Genomic DNA, 17255 nt, shown 5'->3' on the forward strand with positions numbered 1-17255 from the left:
GGGGCTACCCCTCGTCCGCGATGCCGTACTCCTTGAGCTTCCGGCCCAGCGTGTTGCGGCCGATCTGCAGCACCTTCGAGGCCGCCGTCCGGTTGCCCTTCACCGAGTCCAGCACCCGCAGGATGTGCCGCTTCTCCACCTCGGACAGCGGCAGCAATTCCCCGGTGCCGCCCTCCGCCACCGGCTCACCGGACTCCACCGGAGCCGGCGCGGCGCTCACCACCTTGGGCAGGGGCAGGTGCTCCTCGAGGATCTCCCCCTCGCACAGCACCACCGCGCTCTCGATGCAGTTCTCCAGCTCGCGCACGTTGCCCGGCCACCGGTAGCGCTTGAGCCGCTCCAGCGCCACCCCGCTCAGCCTCGGCAACGGCAGCCGGTGCCGCTTCGCCGACGCCGCGATGAAGTGCCGCGCCAGCCGCTCGATGTCCTCCCCACCGCGCTCGCGCAGCGGCGGCAGCACCAGCTCCACCACCTTGATGCGGTAGTACAGGTCCTCCCGGAACTTCCCCTCCGCCACCATCTTCACCAGATCGCGGTTCGTCGCCGCGACGATCCGCACGTCCACCTTGATCGTCTGCGTGCCGCCCACCCGCTCGAACTCCCGGTCCTGCAGCACCCGCAGCAGCTTGCCCTGTACCGGCAGCGGCAGCTCGCCGATCTCGTCGATGAACACCGTGCCGCCATCCGCCGCCTCGAACTTGCCCGGCACCCGGTGGTCCGCCCCCGTGAAGGCTCCCTTCTCGTGGCCGAACAGCTCGTTCTCGATCAGCGACGCCGGCAGCGCCGCGCAGTCCACCTTCACGAAGGGCTTGTCCCGCCTCGGCCCGTTGACGTGCACCGCCCGGGCGAACAGCTCCTTGCCGCACCCGCTCTCGCCCCGCAGCAGCACCGTGGCGTCCGTGGGCGCCGCCTTCTGGATGAGCCGGTAGATGACCTTGAGCGGCTCGGACTCGCCGATGATCCGGTTGAAGAAGTAGCCCACCGGCGCCTGCGGCTGATCCTTCGCCCGCTGGAGCTCCTGGTACAGGCTCGTGCTCTGCAGCGCGTGGCTCACCTGCACCGCGATGGCCATGAGCCGCTCCACGTCATCGTCCGTGAAGCGCCCGCCGCCGCGCCGGTTGAGCACCTGGAGCACGCCGTAGATGTTGCCCGCCGAGTCACGCAGGGGCACCGCGAGGATCGTCGTGGTGCGGTAGCCCGTCAGCCGGTCGATGTCCGCGAAGAAGCGCGTCTCGCCCCGGGCGTCCGGCATGTTCACGGGCTCGCCGTGCTCGGCCACGTAGCCGGCCACGCCCTGGCCCACCTTCACGCGGATCTGCGACACCTCGGGCAGGTGCGCGGCCCGCGAGAACAACTCACCGCGCGCCGGATCCAGGAGCCACAGCGTTCCCCGGTCCGCCTGCATCGTCACCGCGATGCGATCCATCAACGTCTGGAGGAACGCATCGAGATCGATCTCGCGCCCGACGAGCCCGCCGATCGGGAGCAGAACCTGGCTGATGTCCGGGGAAGAGGCCATGACGGGCAGGGGGGGTAGCTCGAAGTCCAGGGGGACACTATCGCAGTGCGGGCCCATGCGCCCCTCCGGATCATCCGCAGGCGGCCCCGAGCACGATGCGCTTGCCCTCGCGCGCCGGCTCGGTGGCGGAGAAGTGGTTGCGCGCCTCCTCGGCCATGTTCTCCACCTGCTCGTCGTTGTGGGCCGGATCATGGTGGAACAGGAACAGCCGCTGCGCGTTCACCGCCGCGGCCACCTGCGCCGCGTCCACCATGGTGGAGTGCCCCCAGCCCTTCTTCGGAATGCCCTTCTTCCCGTTGTACTCGTCCGGGGTGTACTGGGCGTCCAGGCACAGCGCGTCCGCGCCCTCCATCCACTTCGCCACCCGCGGATCCAACGTGGACAGGGAGATCTCCATGTCCGTGGCGTAGACGAAGCTGTGGCCGTCCGCCTCCACGCGGTAGGCCAGGCACCCCTGGGGATGCGGCGCGTCGAAGGGCGTCACCCGGAAGGGCCCCACCTCCACCGTGCGCCCATGCAGCGCCGAGCCGAACGTCATCCGCGAGCGCATGGTGGACAGCGGCACCGGGAAGTGGGGCGGCTCCATCTGCCTGGCCAGCACCGACTCGAGCGCCTGCGCCCCATCCGTCCCCGGGCCGTACAGCGTCAGCTCCGTGGTGGGCAGGTAGCCCGGCGTGAAGAAGGGGAAGCCCTGCACGTGATCCCAATGCAGGTGCGAGAAGAAGAGCGTGGCCTTGCGCGGATCGCCCTCGCGCATCATCGCCTCGCCGAGCGCCCGGATGCCCGTGCCCGCGTCCAGGATGAGCCGGTGCCCCTGGCTCACCACCTCCAGGCACGAGGTGTTGCCCCCGATCTTCGCGGCGTGCGCCCCCGACACCGCGATGCTCCCCCTCACTCCGTAGAATCGCACTTCCATGGTCGCTCCTCCTCGACGGCTGGGGCGGCCCGTTCCGGCCGCCCTCACGCTGCCCTCTCAGAGCAAGGACGTTGCCAACCTCAAATGGCCGGAATTGCTGGGAATCCAGGGCGGTAGGGCAGATCGGCTGCTCCATTCCGGCGCACCTGGATGGAGCGCACGGTCCGATCCGGATCGCCCGGGAGTGCGTGGGGCGGTCGGGCATTGTGGGGGAATGGACCTACATGGAAGACTCGGCGGGCCGCCCCTTGCGCGGCATGAGGGGGAACTCCCGCGTGTATCCCGATCACTTCCGGCTGCCCCAGGTCACCGAGCACGTGCTGACGTGGCTGGAGCGGCGCCGGCCCGGGTTTGGTGAGTGGGACGGAGAGGTGGAGGCGCAGCTGCGGGCCGAGGCGCGGCTGGCGCTGGCCGACGTGGCCCGGCGCTTCTCCGAGGTGGCGGTGGATCCGGGCTACTGGGCGCGTCTGGAGCGCAGCGTCTTCACGGTGGCGGTGCCGCGCTACTTCCAGCTGGCGCGCGAGCACCACGCGCTGCAGCGGCGCAAATACGGGCTGTGGCGCGGGGGGGATCTGCTCTCGCGCGTGGCCTACACGGGGGCGGGCATCGCCGCGGCGGTGGTGATCGCCCTGACGGCGGTGCCGGACTGGATGGAGCCGCTGCCCATGGCGCTCATCGCCTTCGGGCCCTTCCTGCCGGACATGCAGGAGTCCTACTTCGAGCGCCGCTACCGGCGGCAGCTCGCCACGCTGGTGCGGGACATGGGTGTGGAACAGCAACAGCTCGAGGCGTACCGGCCCCTGGACGAGTCCGTCCCGCCGGAGCTCGAGCGACTCTCCGAGCCGGAGTCTCCGGAGCGGAGCGGTGGAGCGTCCTCGAATTCGAAGGAGAAGGTATGAGCAAGGCGGGAGAGCGGATTCTCGCGGCCCTGAAGCAGTCCCGGACGCGGATGTTCTGGCCGTTGGGCGTGCTGCTGTTCGGAGGCCTGTTCGCGTACAACGTGTGCACCGTCTACATCCGGCCGTACGAGAGCGGGGTGAAGCAGGTGATCCTGGGTGGGGAGAAGGGCATCCGGGACACGGTGTACGGGCCGGGCCTGCACTGGGTGACGCCGGGGGCCGAGCGCATGCACCGCTTCCCCACGGACCTGCAGCTGCTGGAGATGGCGGACAACCCCGCCGAGGTGGGCGAGGGCGCGGATCATCGCGTGGTGCGGGCCATCCGGATCCAGACGTCCGAGGGCTACACGGTGTCCGCGGACGTCACGGTGCTCTACCGCATCGAGAATCCGTACAAGGTGATGACGCAGATCGGACCGGGGCGGCTGTACGAGGACTCGGCGGTGATTCCGCGCGCCGAGCAGGTGCTGCGCCGGACGCTGGGCGAGATGGACGCGGATGACTTCTACAAGGGAGACCGGCGCGACAAGGCGGTGGCGCAGGCGCAGAAGCTGCTCGTCTCGGAGCTGGAGCCCAAGGGCATCCGGGTGACGCACGTGCTGCTGCGGCAGTACCGGTACGACTCGCGCTACCAGCAGGCGATCGAACAGCGGAAGATCCAGGATCAGTCGGTCTTCAAGAACATGGCGGAGGCGGCGGCGGCGCAGGCCGAGGCGGAGAAGAACAAGATCATCGCCGAGGGCCAGGCCAAGGTGCAGGTGGAGCTGTCGCGCGGAGACGCGGAGGTGGCCAAGCTGCGCTCGGAGGCGGAGCTGTACCGGCGCACCAAGGCGGCCGAGGGCGATCTGGTGGTGAAGCTGGCCAAGGCGAAGGGGATTGAATTGGAGAACGCGGCGCTGCGCGGGGCGGGCAGCGAGAACATGGTGGGCCTGAAGATGGCGGACGTGCTGGGAGGCACGCAGGTGATCATCGTGCCCACGGACGGGGAGGCGGGGGTGAACCCGTTGGATCTCAACGCGGCGCTCCGGCGCTTCGACGTGAAGGGGATGTGAGAGCGATGAAGCGCATGGACTTGAGGATGCTGGGGTTGTTCGTGCTGCTGGCGCTGCCGGTGGTGCAGGGGTGCGCGTGCCACTCGACGGAGGCCAACGAGGTGGGCGTGCTCACGCGGAAGTTCACGCTGATGGGCTCGCGGGGCGTGCAGCCGGAGACGTACGCGCCGGGCGCCACCTACTTCTTCTTCCCGCCGTTCTCCACGGACTGGGACACCTTCGAGACGAAGCTGCAGAACCTGCGGATGAGCGCGAAGGTCGAGGGGGAGAAGGGCCGCACGGACGACATCGAGTTCAAGACGGTGGACGGCAACGACATCGCGGTGGACGTGACGGTGGCCTGGCGGATCGATCCCGCGAAGGCGCCGCACCTGATGCAGAAGGTGGGGCGCACGACGCAGGACGTGGAGAACCGGCTGGTGCGGCCGGCGACGCGGGCGCTGGTGCGCGACGCGTTGAACGTGCTGCGCTCGGAGGACTTCTACACGGCGGACAAGCGCTTCGCGGCGGCGGAGCACGCGCGCAAGCTGCTGGAGGAGGCGCTCCTTCCCGAGGGCGTCATCGTGGAGCAGGTGATCCTCCAGGAGCACCGCTTCAACCCCGAGTACGAGAAGGTGATCCGCGAGAAGAAGCTGGCCGAGCAGACGGCGGAGAAACTGCGCTCGGAGGCGCAGGCGGCGGCGGAGGAGGCCAAGCGCAACCTGGAGTCGGCCAAGGGCACGGTGTCGCAGAAGATCGCCCAGGCGCACGGTGAGCTGGAGCAGACGAAGCTGGCGGCGGACGCGGAGCTGGTGCGGGCCACGAACGAGGCGACGGCGATCCTCAAGGAGGCCGAGGCGAAGTCGAAGGGTATCGCCAAGGAGAACGAGGCGATGGCGGGCGCGGGCGGCCGGACGATGGTGAAGATGCGCATCGCCGAGGCGCTGATGGGCAAGCAGATCATCTTCATGCCCAGCGGACGCAGCGGGGCCACGCTGCAGACCATGGACATGAACCAGATCCTCACCCAGTACTCGGCGGCGAAGAACGCGCAGACGTCGAGCAACGGGCAGTAACCGGAGGCGGCCGGGGGCTCAATTCCCCATCCAGCGGGTCGGTGAGCCCGGCGGGGCCGTCCGCGTCGAAGCGGGCCGCATCGGCTCCAGCTCGTCCTGGATGCCGTCCGGCCTCGCCATGCGCACGCGCGTCATCGCGTCGATGAGCGCCACGCCCATGAGCAGCGCGAGGAACACCACCGATACGGGAAACACCACCCGCCGCGCCCCGGGCTGCTCGACGAGGTGCATGAAGAACATCGCCACCAGCACCGTCTTCACCACGGAGATGAGCATCGCCACCGGCAGCGAGTACGGCCCCAGCTGCACCTTGCTCCCCAGCACCCACGTCGTCACCGTCAGCACCGACAGGACGGCCCACACCCCCACGTACTCCCACGCGGACTTCTTCCTCTTCTCCTGCGCCATGCTGCGCCCCCGTCACTCCACCAGGTACAGCAGTGGGAAGATGAACAGCCAGAAGACATCCACGAGGTGCCAGTACAGTCCGCCCACCTCCACGGGGATGTGGTACTCGGCCGTGTACGTTCCCGCCATCGCTCCCCACACCAGCCACGTCAGCAGTCCGAGCGCCACCATCATGTGGATGGCGTGCAGTCCCGTGAGCAGGAAATAGAGCGTGAAGAAGAGGTTCGCCCCCTGCTTCGTCAGTTCCTCGTTGTGGAAGAACTCGCCCGGCAGCAGCCCTTCCTTGTAGTGCTCGTAGTACTCCCAGCCCTTGATGGCGAGGAAGGCCACACCCAGGACGATGGCCGCCCCCAGCACCGCCGCCGTCAGGAATTGGCGGCCCCGCCGGATGAAATGCACCGCGAGCGCCACGAAGAGGCTGCTCGTCACCAGCAGCAGCGTCTGCACCATGGCCTGGTCCGTCTTCAGGTGCTTGCTCGCCTCGGCGAAGACGTCCGGGTAGTAGTACCGGTACACCGCGTAGCCCACGAACAGGTTCGTGAAGAGCAGCACCTCCGAGCCCAGGAAGATCCACATCCCGAGCTGCGCCGCATGGCTCTGGTTCTCCGGGCCGCTGAAGTGATCTTCCCAGGGGGACGATTCAGTAGACACGGGGCGCCTCCGGCACGGTGTAGTCGTGGACCTCGCGCTCGAACCGCGGAGCCTGGGTGAAGTTGTGCGGCGCGGGGGGGGAGCCGCTGAACCACTCGTACCCGCGCGAGCCCCACGGGTTGGGCGGGCTCACCGGGCCATAGCGCAGCGACCAGAGCAGGTAGATGGCGATCAGCACGAAGCCGAACGCGAGCAGGGACGCGCCCGCCGTGCTCGCCACGTGCAGCCATTGCATCTCCTGGGGGTACTCGTAGTAGCGCCGCGGCATCCCCATGTTGCCCAGGAGGAACTGCGGCAGGAACGTCACGATGAACCCGAAGATGATGGTGACGGCGGCGAGGAAGCTCCAGCGCTCGGGGTAGAGCCGGCCGGACATCTTCGGCCACCAGTAGTGCAGCGCCGCGAGGAAGGCCATCAGCACCGCGCCCACCATGATGTAGTGGAAGTGCGCCACCACGAAGTACGTGTCGTGCCAGTGGACGTCCAACGAGGTGGTGGCCACCGCCACGCCCGTCATCCCGCCGAACATCAGCAGGAAGATGAAGCCGAGCACGTAGAGCAGCGGCACGCGCAGATCGATGGAGCCCCCATACAGGGTGGCCACCCAGTTGAAGATCTTGATGGCCGTGAAGATGGCCACGAGCATGCTCAGCACGCCGAAGATCCCCGAGGTGAACGTGGACTGGCCCGACACGAACATGTGGTGGCCCCACGAGAAGAAGCCCACGAAGGCAATGCCAAACGTGCTCGCGGCGATCATCTTGTAGCCGAAGATGTTCTTGCGGCTGAAGGCGCACACCACCTCGCTGATGACGCCCATGGCCGGGAGCACCATGATGTAGACGGCGGGGTGCGAGTAGAACCAGAACATGTGCTGGAAGAGCACCGGGTCTCCGCCGCGCGAGGGATCGAAGATGCCCGCGCCCACCACGCGCTCGATGAATACCAGCAGCAGCACCATGCCGAGCACCGGCGTGGCCACCACCTGGATGACGGACGTGCCGTAGATGGTCCACACGAAGAGCGGAATTCGCGTCCAGTGCATGCCCGGTGCCCGCAGGGTATGCGTGGTGGTGATGAAGTTGACCCCGGTGATGATGGTGGAGAAGCCGATGATGAAGACGCCGAGGAGAACCGGCGTGAGCGCGGTGGGGGAGACGGTGCTGTAGGGCGTGTAGAACGTCCAGCCCGTGTCCGCGCCGCTCCACAGCATGCCGGACACCGTGAGCAGCGAGCCCGTCAGGTAGATGTAGAACGAGGCGAGGTTGAGCCTCGGGAAGGCCACGTCCTTGGCCCCCAGCATGATGGGGACCACGAAGTTGCCGAAGGCGGACGGAATGGCCGGAATCATGAACAGCCACACCATGGTCACCCCGTGCAGGGTGAACATGCGGTTGTACGTCAGCGGGCTCATGATGGTGGGCCCGGGGGTGAGCAGCTCGAGCCGCAGCGCCATGGCGAACACGCCACCGAGCAGCAGCGAGAGGATGACACCCACCAGGAACATCACGCCGATGCGCTTGTGATCGTGCGTGAGCAACCACGACTTCACCGTCGTCTCGTGGTTGAGATAGGTGATGGCCGGCTGACTACTTTCCGCCGACGGGTTCATAGACAGGCCCCTTGGACTCGACGTTGGGAAGCCGCGTGCTGCGCAGCGTCTTGATGTACTCGAGCAGCGCCGCCACCTCGGCCGCCTCCAGCTGCCCCTGGAACGACGGCATCACCGGCTCGAAACCCGCCACCACCTTGACCAGCGGCTTCATCATCGACTCGGTGAGGTACGCCTCGTCCGCCACCACCGTCTGGCCATTCGTCAGCCGCTCGTGGCGCATGTACAGGTCCACCCAGGTGGGCCCGATGTGCGCCGTCCCATCCACCGTATGGCACTTGAAGCAGCCCTTCTCCGCCGCCACCCGCTGGCCCCGCTCGGCCAGCGTGCCGCGCTCGGCGTACATCAGCTCGCCGTGCGGCCGCTGCGCGTCGTAGCGCGCGGCCTGGCGTGCCGGAGTGTGGGGCTCCTCGCGCTCGGCGGCGCTGGGCGTGGCGTCCCGGCGCGTCACCAGGCCCTGGCGCTGCTCCCTCATCCAGGCCTCGTAGTCCGGCTCCGAGAGCGCCACGACCTCGGCCCACATCTCCGAGTGCTTCAACCCGCAGTACTCCGCGCACATGACGCGGTACGTGCCCGGCTTCACCACCTGGAACCAGGTCTGGGTATAGGCGCCGGGAATCGCGTCCTGCTTGATGCGGAACGAGGGCACGTAGAAGGAGTGGATGACGTCCCGGCTGGTGAGCAACAGCCGCACCGGTCTGCCCACCGGCACCCGGAGGACACCGATGGAGTTGGGGCCCTCGGGATAGGTGAACTTCCACATCCACTGCTTGCCCACCACGTAGACGTCCATGGCCTCCGGCGGGGGCGTCTGCATGCGGATGAAGTCGTGATAGCCAATGAAGAACCACACCAGGAAGACGGTGAGCGGAAGGCCCACGAAGAGCACCTCCCACCCGAGCGTCGTCTGCACCTTCGGCGTGACGTCCGTCTCCGAGCGCCTCCGGTAGCGGATGAGGAAGTACGCGGCGATTGCGAAGATGAGGGTGGCCGCCACCATCGCCGTGGAGATGATGACGTAGTGCAGGTGGTCCACGTCCTTCGCGATGGTGGACGCCTGCTCGGGCAGGAAGAGGATCTTCCGGAAGAACTCGTTCACGGCCCCCGGCTCGGTCTGGGTCGTGCCCGCGAGGGCCTGGCCGCCCGGAGTCATGGCCCGCCTCCATCGCGCCGCTGCGGCTGTCCGCTCACGATGCGCTCCATGGCCCGCTCGATGGGGATGTGCACCACGCCCGCGTCCCGGTCCATCCAGCCGTACTCCTGGAGCCGCTGGAGCTGCTGGTTCTTCTCCTCGTACGCACGGGTGTCGAGCTGGAAGAGGCCCGTGTTGACGATGTTGATCTCCGCCTTGCCCAGCACCTGGGGGGTGGTGGGGCCCGCGGGGTCGAGGTGCTTCTCCCGCTCCTGGAGTTGCGCCCAGGTGCCCAGCACGAAGAAGGTGAAGACGATGAGGGCACCGGCGATGACGGCGCTGATGAAGCGGCCGCTCACCGGATCCTTGTCGCGCGGGGGCGTCTCCCACTCCACCTTGGACTCGTCGTCGCCGCTCATTCGCTGTACCCCAGGGACTCGTGAAGGTACGGGTCGCCCACCGGCACGGTGGCGTGCCCGCGCATCCGCCACAGGGTGAAGGCCACCGCCGCGCCGCCCACGCCGAGGAACGCCGACACGTCCGCCCAGTGCACCCGCACCGCGTCCGGGCTCACCACCGGCACCACCAGCCACCACGTGTCCACCCCGTGCGCCAGCAGCAGCCACACCGCCATCGCCGCCAGCGTCCGGCGGTGCTGCTTGAAGGGCCTCGAGAGCAGCACGATGAAGGGGAAGAGGAAGCGCGCGTTGGCGATGAAGAGGGCCACCGGCTGCCACGGCCCCTCCGCGCGCAGGATGTACCAGGGCACCTCGTGCGGCAGGTCCGCGATCCAGATGAGGAAGAACTGGCTGTAGGCCATGTAGGCCCAGAAGACGCTGAAGGCGAGCAGGAACTTGCCCAGGCTCGCGCGGTGCGAGTCATTGACGAACTCGCCATGGAGGTTGGGCCCGCGCGCCAGCGCCGTCGCCAGCGTGAGCATCGCCAGCGCTCCCACGAAGGCCCCGGAGAACCAGTACAACGCATACACCGTGGAGACGAAGAGCGGCTCCAGCGACATGAGCCAGTCCAGCGACGCGAACGACATGGCCAGCGCCACCACCGGCAGCGTGCCCGCGCCCAACGCCCACAGCCACTTCGTGAGCTTCAGGTCTCTCGACTCGTCCTGCCGGCGGGACCAGCGCAGCAGCAGCTCGCTCACCGGAATCCACACCGCGAAGTAGAGGGCCGAGCGCACCCCCCAGAAGGGCAGGTTGAGGAAGGGCCGCTTGTGCTCGAGCTTCTCCAACTCCTTCCCGGCGAGCGGCGGATGCGGATCCATCCACAGGTAGAGCTGACCGGCCCCGGCGAGGATGGGAAGGAAGAGGAGGGCGAAGAGCGGCAGCGAGGCCGCCATCGTCTCCAGCATGCGGCGCAGCACCACCGGCCAGCGCGCCTTCGAGGCGTGCCAGATGCCCAGCAGCAGCAACGACGCCACCGCCATGCCCGCCCAGTACGCGAAGGCGAACAGGTACGAGAAGAGCGCGCGCTTCGTGTCCACCACGAAGCCCACGCCCGTCACCCCCAGCCCCACCGCGCCCACCGCGGCGGAGACGAGCATGGGCGTGCGCCCTCCCGTGAAGCGCTCCATGAGCTTCATGGCGTGCCCTCCTTCGGTTGCAGCAGCGGCCGGGCCTCGGGCGGTACCTCCTCGAGCCTCGCCCGCTGACTGGCCTGCAGCGCCCGCACGTAGGCCACCACCGCCCAGCGCTGCTCGGGCGACAGCTTCTCCGCGTAGGCGGGCATCAGCCCGTACCCTTCGCTGATGACCTCGTAGTAGTGGCCATTCGGGTACGGGGGTAGATCCAACAGCGAGGGCGGCGTGCGCAGCCCCATGTTGCGCGCCACCTGGCTCGCCCCGTCCCCGAGGAGGCCGTGGCACGCGGCGCAGTAGATGTCGAAGGAGTGCCGCCCGCTCTGGAGGACCTCGAGGGTGAGCGTGAGCGGAATGACGTCCACGTACCCGCCGTCCGGCCCGTCCTTCCCCGTGAGGAAGAGGTGCTCCTTGCCCCGCCTGTTGCGCGGCACCGTCCCGGGCGGCGGCTGGCGCATCACCCGATCGTCCGCGAAGAACTCATTCTCCCGGTAGGGCAGCGCCTTGGGCTGCCGCTTCATGCCCGCCCAGCCCTGCCAATCCACCTCGCAGCCGGCCAGCCCCAGCACCAGGGGCAGCAGGAGGAACATGCGCCTCATGCCTCCTCCTCGACCACCGAGGTGGTCCTCGCCTTCAGCTCGCGCAGGTGGCGCAGCGCGGGCTCCGTCTCGGCCTGCTTCTGCGTGGTGACGCTCACCCAGAAGCCACCGGTGGACGCGGTACGGAAGGACTCCAGCTCGAAGAGGGGGTGGTGCGGCCTCGGGAAGCGGTAGAGCCACATCAGCCCGAAGAAGATGGTGAGCGAGGCGAACAGCACCATCGTCTCGAAGGTGATGGGCACGAAGGCCGGGCCCGCGTGCGGCGGGCGGTTGCCCACGTTGAGCGGCCAGTCATACGCGTTGCAGAACCACTGCACAGCGTACGCGAACATGGCCCCGGTGAGCCCCGCCACGAAGGCCAGGCCCCGGATGGGCGAGGGTCTGAGCTCCAGCGCCTCGTCGATGCCCTCCACGGGGTAGGGCGAGAAGACATCCATCGCGTCCGTCGCGTAGCCCAGCTCGCGCAGGCGCTTCACCGCCTGCTTCACCTCGTCGCCCGAGCCGAACTCTCCCACCACCCAGTAGCGCATGGCTCAGGCCCCCTTCTCCGGCAGGAGGCTCTCGGTGCGCCGCACCTGCTCCTGGTGCTCCAGGGCTTCCTTCAGCTCGTGGTGCAGCTCCTTCACCTCGCTGATGGACACTGGCGGGACGAACTTGAGGAAGAGCAGGAAGAGCCAGCCGAAGAAGCACATGGAGCCGCCCAGCAGGCTCCAGTCCACCCACGTGGGCGAGTACCACTCCCAGCTCTTGGGCAGGAAGTCATGGGAGAGCGGCGGCACGATGATGGTGAAGCGCTCCACCCACATGCCGATGTCCACCGCCACCGCGGCGAGCCACACCACCACCACGTTGGTGCGCAGCTTCGCGAACCAGAAGAGCTGCGGCACCAGCACGTTGGAGAAGAGTTGATACCAGAAGAGCCACGCCCAGCCGCCCGTGCGCTTGTACGCGTAGGCGGCCATCTCGTACTCGTCGCCGCTGTACCAGGCGAAGAAGTGCTCCTGCAGGTAGCCGTAGCCGACCATCATCCCCGTGGCCATCAGCAGCTTGCAGATGATGTCCAGGTGCTTGTCGGTGATGACATGGTCCAGGCCCAGGGGCTTGCGCGTGGGGATGAGCAGCGTGAGCACCAGCGCCAGGCCCGAGAAGATGGCGCCCGCCACGAAGTAGGGCGGGAAGATGGTGCTGTGCCACCCGGGCAACTGGGCGATGGCGAAGTCGAAGCTGACGATGGTGTGCACGCTGAGCACCAGCGGCGTGGCCAGCCCCGCGAGCAGCAGGTAGCCCGTCTTCCAGTGGTGCCAGTGCCTCGCCGAGCCCGTCCACCCCAACGAGGCCAGCCCGTACCAGAACTGCCTCCGGCGCGTGGTGGCCCTGTCCCGCGCCGCGGCCAGGTCCGGGATGAGGCCCAGGTACCAGAACAGCAGCGACACGGTGAAGTACGTGGTGATGGCCACCATGTCCCACGGCAGCGAGCTGCGGAAGTTGGGCCACACCCGCATGGTGCTCGGGTAGGGCACCAGCCAGTAGGCGACCCAGGGCCGCCCCAGGTGCAGCAGCGGGAAGAGGCCCGCCTGCATCACCGCGAAGAGCGTCATCGCCTCGGCGAAGCGGTTCACCGACGCGCGCCACTTCTGCTGGAAGAGCACGAGGATGGCGGAGATCAGCGTGCCCGCGTGGCCGAACCCGATCCACCACACGAAGTCGATGATGCCGTAGGCCCACGCCACCGGGATGTTGTTGCCCCAGGCCCCCACGCCCCGGACGAACGTCACCGTGATGGCCGTGAAGAAGAGCGCCGTCCCCCCCAGCGTCAGGAAGAACAGCGACCACCACACCCGGCCCGGCTTGCGCTGGATGGGTTGCAGCAGCGAGGCCGTGAGGCTCTCCGGGCTCTGCCTTCCCTCGATGAGGGGAATGGGCTCGAGCGGGTCCTTCGTGGGGGTCTCCGCCGCCTGTTCCCCGGCAGCCTGTCCCTCAGCCATGCTCGAGCTCCGGGTTGGGGTTCTTGATGCGCGAGAGGTAGGCGGTGCGCGGGCGCGTCCCCAATTCGTGCAGCACCGCGTAGTGGCGCGGGTCCTTGTGGCGCCGGACCACCTCGGAGCCCTCCGCGTGCAGCGAGCCGAAGACGATGGCCTCCGTGGGGCACACCTGCGCGCACGCGCTCTGGAGCGCCTCGGTGTCGATGGGCTCGCGCGCCTTGCGTGACTCGATGCGGGCCCGCTCGATGCGCTGCACGCAGTACGTGCACTTCTCCATCACCCCGCGCATGCGCACGGTGACGTCCGGGTTCATGCGCAGCTTCTCCAGCTCGCTCACCCGCGGGTTGTAGTCGAGGTAGTTGAAGCGCCGGACCTTGTAGGGGCAGTTGTTGGAGCAGTACCGCGTGCCGACGCAGCGGTTGTAGACCATCTCGTTGAGGCCCTCGTCCGAGTGGACGGTGGCGTTCACCGGGCACACGTACTCGCACGGCGCCGCCTCGCAGTGCTGGCACATCATCGGCTGCGGAATGGCGTGCGGCTCGTCCGGGGAGCCCTCGAAGTAGCGGTCCACCCGCAGCCAGTGCATCTCCCGGCCCTTCTCCACCATGGTGCGCCCCACCACGGGGATGTTGTTCTCCGCCTGGCAGGCCACCACGCACGCTCCGCAGCCGATGCACCGGCTCAGGTCGATGCCCATGGCCCACTGGTAGCCCTCCTCGTACTTGAAGGGGTCGTACAGCTTCTCCACGTCCCCCTTGAGGTGGTGCAGGTAGTGCGACTTCTTCTTCTCGAACTCCTCCAGCTTGTCCTGGATGGCCACCTCGCGGCCGTGCATGGACCAGTGGTCCTGCGACGTCGCGTACTCCCCGCGCCCCTCCACCTTCTCCACCTTCAGGCCGTCGGTGAACCACGGCGCGTCCACGTGCCGCAGCAGGTACGCATTGACGCCCAGCGTGCCGAGCTTCTCGATGCTGTCGTCGAGCCACTCGCGCCCCCAGCCGAGCTCCACCGTCACCGTGTCGTCCGCGTGCCCGGGCAGCACGTACACCGGGGCCTCCAGCCACCGGTCGCGCAGCGTGAGCTTCACCTTGTCCCGGGGCGACACCTTCAGGCGCTCGGCCGTCTTCGGGCTGAGGAACGCCGCGTTGCCCCACGCGAGCATCGTCAGCGGCTCCGGCATCTCCTGCAGCCAGGCGTTGTGGAAGTAGCGCCCGTCGTGCACCTTGTAGCCGGGCACCAGGTTGAGCTCGAAGCCCTGGGAGGCCCTGGGCGAGTAGGCCTGGAGGCTCGCGTCCACCGCGCCCGCGTCCACCGTGGCCGCCACGGCGGGCGCCGCGGTGTCCGGGACGGTGCCCACCGCGAGCCACTGCTCCCACGCGTCCTCGAAGGCCAGGCCCGCTCCGCCCCACTGCCTCGCCCAGTGGCCCTTCACCAACTGGTACGCCGGCTGCTCCGCCACGCCCGCGAAGGGGGAGAGCACGTCCAGCTCCGTCACCCCCGCGTAGAGCGGTTGGATGAGCGGCTGGATGATGCTCACCGTGCCGTCCAGGGCGCGCGCGTCGCCCCAGGACTCGAGCACGTGCGCCGCCGGGAGCACCCACGCGCTCTGCTTCGCCGTGTCGTCCTCGCGGAACGCCAGGTAGATGGAGTTGGGCACCGCGCTCACCGCCGCGCCCAGCGTCACCCCCACGGGCGCCGTGTAGACGGGGTCGAACGCCGTCACCACCAGCGTGTCCACCCGGCCCGCGAGCGCCGCCTCGGAGAGCTCGCGCAGCACCTCGGGCCCGCTGCGCACCGCGTCCACCCCGGGCTCGTGCAGCGTGATGAGGCGCTTGTGGCTGCCGAGCGCCGCGTTGAGCAGGTGCGCCACGGCGTGCACCCGGGGCGGCTGCCGCTCTCCCGCCACCACCACCGAGCGATCTCCGTTGCGCGCCAGGTCCGCCGCCACCGCGCGCACCTCCTTCGCCTTCTCCGGCCAGGAGAGCTCCCGCTCCTGGAAGCGCGCGAGCCCGGCGAGATTGTGGGTGCGCGCCAGCTCGCCCAGCACCGCCAGGGCGAAGCGCTCCACCTCCGAGGGCTTCATCCGCAGGTGGTGGTCCGCGTTCATCCCCGTGACGCCGTGGTGGCTCTCCGCCACGTACAGCCGGCTCATCGGCCCGGGCTCCGGCAGCCGCGTGCGGGAGAACTCCCGCGCCTGGCGCAGGGCGAAGGGGCCCCGGGTGAGGAAGTCCGCGTCCAGCGACAGCACCACGCGCGCCTCGTCGTAGCGCACGCGCGTCTCCAGCGGCCGGCCGAAGGCGAGCCGCGCGCCCTCGTACACGTTGTCCCTCGCGGTGGCCGAGTACGTCTCCACGCGCGCCCTCGGGAAGCGCTGGCGGATGCGCTCGAGCAGCTCGCGCCGCGTCGGGGAAGAGGAGGGCTCCAGGAGGAACCACAGCCCCTCGCCCCCCCTGGCCTCCAGCCCGCGCGCGTGCTCCGCCTGCTCCTCGAGGTACGCCGGGAAGGAGCGCAACGCGCCCCGCTGCTTCACCGCCTTCAGCCGCCGGGTGTCGTAGAGGTCCACCAGCAGCGCCTGGGCCAGGTGGTTGGTGGCCCCGAGGCTCGCCGGGTGGTCCGGGTTGCCCTCCACCTTCGTGGGCCGGCCCTCCCAGCTCGTCACCACCAGGCCCGCCGCGTAGCCCTCGTGCTCCCAGGCCGTGGCATAGGCGTTGGGCACGCCGGGAATGACGTCCGGTGGCTGGCGCGTGTACGGCATCACCTTCTCCGCCGGCTGCTTGCACGCGGCCAGCCCCGCCAGCGCCGCCGTGGTGCCCGCGAGCTGGAGGAAGCGGCGCCGGTCCAATCCCTGGGGAGGCTCGGTGGCGCCGGGGGGGAACTCGCGCTCGGCGGCGCGGGCCAGCTCGGGCGAGCCGTGGAGCTCCTCCAGGCTGCGCCACGTGCGTGGGCGTTCCTCGTCCCTTCCCGGCCCGGAGGGGCCTGTCCGAGACGAGTCCTGGAGCACCGGCAGCGGATGGCGATCGGTCAGCGGTGGCATGTCGTGCAGTTCGTTCGGGGGTGGACGTCGTAGCGGCGCGCCAGCTCCTCGGCCGGTGGATCTCCGGGCCTCGGTTGCCAACGCATGGAGGTGATGGTGTCGAGCGGACGCAGGTTGGGCGTGGGATTGCGGTGGCACTCCAGGCACCAGCCCATGGAGAGCGGATGCGCCTGGGTGATCTCCGGCATGAGGTCCACCCGCCCGTGGCAGGTGACGCAGCCCACGCCCTTGTTCACGTGGATGGAGTGGTTGAAGTAGACGAAGTCCGGCAGATCATGGACGCGGTTCCAGGGAATCGGCCGGTCCGCGAAGTAGTACTGGCGCACCGGCTCGAGCAGCGGGCTCTGCGTCCATATCTGCGAGTGGCAGTTGAGGCAGGTGGACACCGAGGGGTAGCCGGCGCTGGAGGACACCTCGACGGAGCTGTGGCAGTAGCGGCAGTCGATGGCCTCGTCGCCCGCGTGGTGGCGGTGGTCGAACTGCACCGGTTGGGCGATGGGCTGGCGCATGTTCTGCGCCAGCGGGCTGCGCGCGTAGAGCCACAGCAGGAAGAGCACGAGCCCCGGCGTGGCCAGCAAGGCCGCGGCGACGACTCGGGACACCGTATTCGCGCGTCGTTTGAAGACCCAGGCCATAGAGCGCCTCGGACCTTCGCTCCCATCAACGAGCGTCTCCGAGGGCCTTCGACCCTACGAATGGCAGACAAGCTCACCAAGCGTGCGTTTCACGTCGTTCCAATAGTGAACCGCGACTGTTCACACGATGTCTGGAATCGCACGCGGGTTCGACCCCGAACCTGGTTGTC

Annotated in this window: 16 protein-coding genes; 3 read left to right on the forward strand and 13 right to left on the reverse strand. The window is 68.7% G+C overall.

Going from position 1 to position 17255, the window contains the following annotated elements; translation table 11 throughout:
• Positions 1-4: 4 nt before the first annotated feature.
• Both AC16DP_RS36660 and AC16DP_RS36665 read right to left on the reverse strand, forming a co-directional pair.
• A complete protein-coding gene (locus AC16DP_RS36660) occupies positions 5-1576 on the reverse strand; it encodes a sigma-54-dependent Fis family transcriptional regulator (protein WP_329726214.1) in 1572 nt (523 codons plus the stop codon).
• Positions 1577-1589: 13 nt separating this feature from the next.
• On the reverse strand, positions 1590-2435 hold the full coding sequence (locus AC16DP_RS36665; RefSeq protein ID WP_329726213.1) for an MBL fold metallo-hydrolase: 846 nt from the start codon (positions 2433-2435) through the stop codon (positions 1590-1592).
• 275 nt (positions 2436-2710) lie between these two features.
• Between AC16DP_RS36665 and AC16DP_RS36670 the strand changes: the two genes are divergently transcribed.
• From AC16DP_RS36670 to AC16DP_RS36680, 3 genes are read left to right on the forward strand one after another with little or no spacing between them, the layout of a single operon-like run.
• Positions 2711-3334, forward strand: a complete 624-nt coding sequence (locus tag AC16DP_RS36670; protein ID WP_329726212.1) for a hypothetical protein — start codon at positions 2711-2713, stop codon at positions 3332-3334.
• On the forward strand, positions 3331-4386 hold the full coding sequence (locus AC16DP_RS36675) for an SPFH domain-containing protein (protein WP_329726211.1): 1056 nt from the start codon (positions 3331-3333) through the stop codon (positions 4384-4386). The genes AC16DP_RS36670 and AC16DP_RS36675 overlap by 4 nt, the downstream gene beginning before the upstream one ends.
• A gap of 5 nt (positions 4387-4391) precedes the next feature.
• Entirely contained in the window at positions 4392-5441 is a 1050-nt protein-coding gene (locus tag AC16DP_RS36680) for an SPFH domain-containing protein (RefSeq protein WP_329726210.1), read from the forward strand.
• An 18-nt stretch (positions 5442-5459) separates the two neighbouring features.
• On the opposite strand, the gene AC16DP_RS36685 is transcribed toward AC16DP_RS36680, so the two are convergent.
• Genes AC16DP_RS36685 through AC16DP_RS36735 form a run of 11 tightly spaced genes read right to left on the reverse strand, consistent with a single transcriptional unit; the run spans position 5460 to position 17085 of the window.
• Complete coding sequence (locus tag AC16DP_RS36685) at positions 5460-5849, reverse strand: cytochrome C oxidase subunit IV family protein (protein ID WP_329726209.1); 390 nt, start codon at positions 5847-5849, stop codon at positions 5460-5462.
• A gap of 12 nt (positions 5850-5861) precedes the next feature.
• On the reverse strand, positions 5862-6500 hold the full coding sequence (locus AC16DP_RS36690) for a cytochrome c oxidase subunit 3 family protein (protein WP_329726208.1): 639 nt from the start codon (positions 6498-6500) through the stop codon (positions 5862-5864).
• Positions 6490-8112: a cbb3-type cytochrome c oxidase subunit I gene (locus AC16DP_RS36695; protein ID WP_329726207.1), complete on the reverse strand. Its 1623-nt coding sequence runs from the start codon at positions 8110-8112 to the stop codon at positions 6490-6492. The genes AC16DP_RS36690 and AC16DP_RS36695 overlap by 11 nt, the downstream gene beginning before the upstream one ends.
• Positions 8090-9211 (reverse strand): cytochrome c oxidase subunit II, encoded by a 1122-nt coding sequence (coxB, locus tag AC16DP_RS36700; protein WP_329726295.1) that lies wholly within the window; start codon positions 9209-9211, stop codon positions 8090-8092. The genes AC16DP_RS36695 and coxB overlap by 23 nt, the downstream gene beginning before the upstream one ends.
• A gap of 50 nt (positions 9212-9261) precedes the next feature.
• Positions 9262-9663: a hypothetical protein gene (locus AC16DP_RS36705; protein WP_329726206.1), complete on the reverse strand. Its 402-nt coding sequence runs from the start codon at positions 9661-9663 to the stop codon at positions 9262-9264.
• Positions 9660-10841: a hypothetical protein gene (locus tag AC16DP_RS36710; RefSeq protein ID WP_329726205.1), complete on the reverse strand. Its 1182-nt coding sequence runs from the start codon at positions 10839-10841 to the stop codon at positions 9660-9662. Before AC16DP_RS36710 ends, AC16DP_RS36705 begins: the two co-directional genes overlap by 4 nt.
• Entirely contained in the window at positions 10838-11434 is a 597-nt protein-coding gene (locus AC16DP_RS36715) for a c-type cytochrome (RefSeq protein ID WP_329726204.1), read from the reverse strand. The genes AC16DP_RS36710 and AC16DP_RS36715 overlap by 4 nt, the downstream gene beginning before the upstream one ends.
• Complete coding sequence (locus AC16DP_RS36720) at positions 11431-11964, reverse strand: DUF3341 domain-containing protein (RefSeq protein ID WP_329726203.1); 534 nt, start codon at positions 11962-11964, stop codon at positions 11431-11433. The genes AC16DP_RS36715 and AC16DP_RS36720 overlap by 4 nt, the downstream gene beginning before the upstream one ends.
• Positions 11965-11967: 3 nt before the next feature.
• The gene (nrfD, locus tag AC16DP_RS36725; RefSeq protein WP_329726202.1) at positions 11968-13419 is read right to left on the reverse strand and encodes an NrfD/PsrC family molybdoenzyme membrane anchor subunit; all 1452 of its coding nucleotides are present in this window, start codon (positions 13417-13419) and stop codon (positions 11968-11970) included.
• On the reverse strand, positions 13412-16450 hold the full coding sequence (locus AC16DP_RS36730; RefSeq protein WP_329726201.1) for a TAT-variant-translocated molybdopterin oxidoreductase: 3039 nt from the start codon (positions 16448-16450) through the stop codon (positions 13412-13414). Before AC16DP_RS36730 ends, nrfD begins: the two co-directional genes overlap by 8 nt.
• Complete coding sequence (locus tag AC16DP_RS36735) at positions 16438-17085, reverse strand: cytochrome c3 family protein (RefSeq protein ID WP_329726200.1); 648 nt, start codon at positions 17083-17085, stop codon at positions 16438-16440. The genes AC16DP_RS36730 and AC16DP_RS36735 overlap by 13 nt, the downstream gene beginning before the upstream one ends.
• Positions 17086-17255 lie beyond the last annotated feature (170 nt).

The organism is Archangium sp. (genome assembly GCF_057119385.1).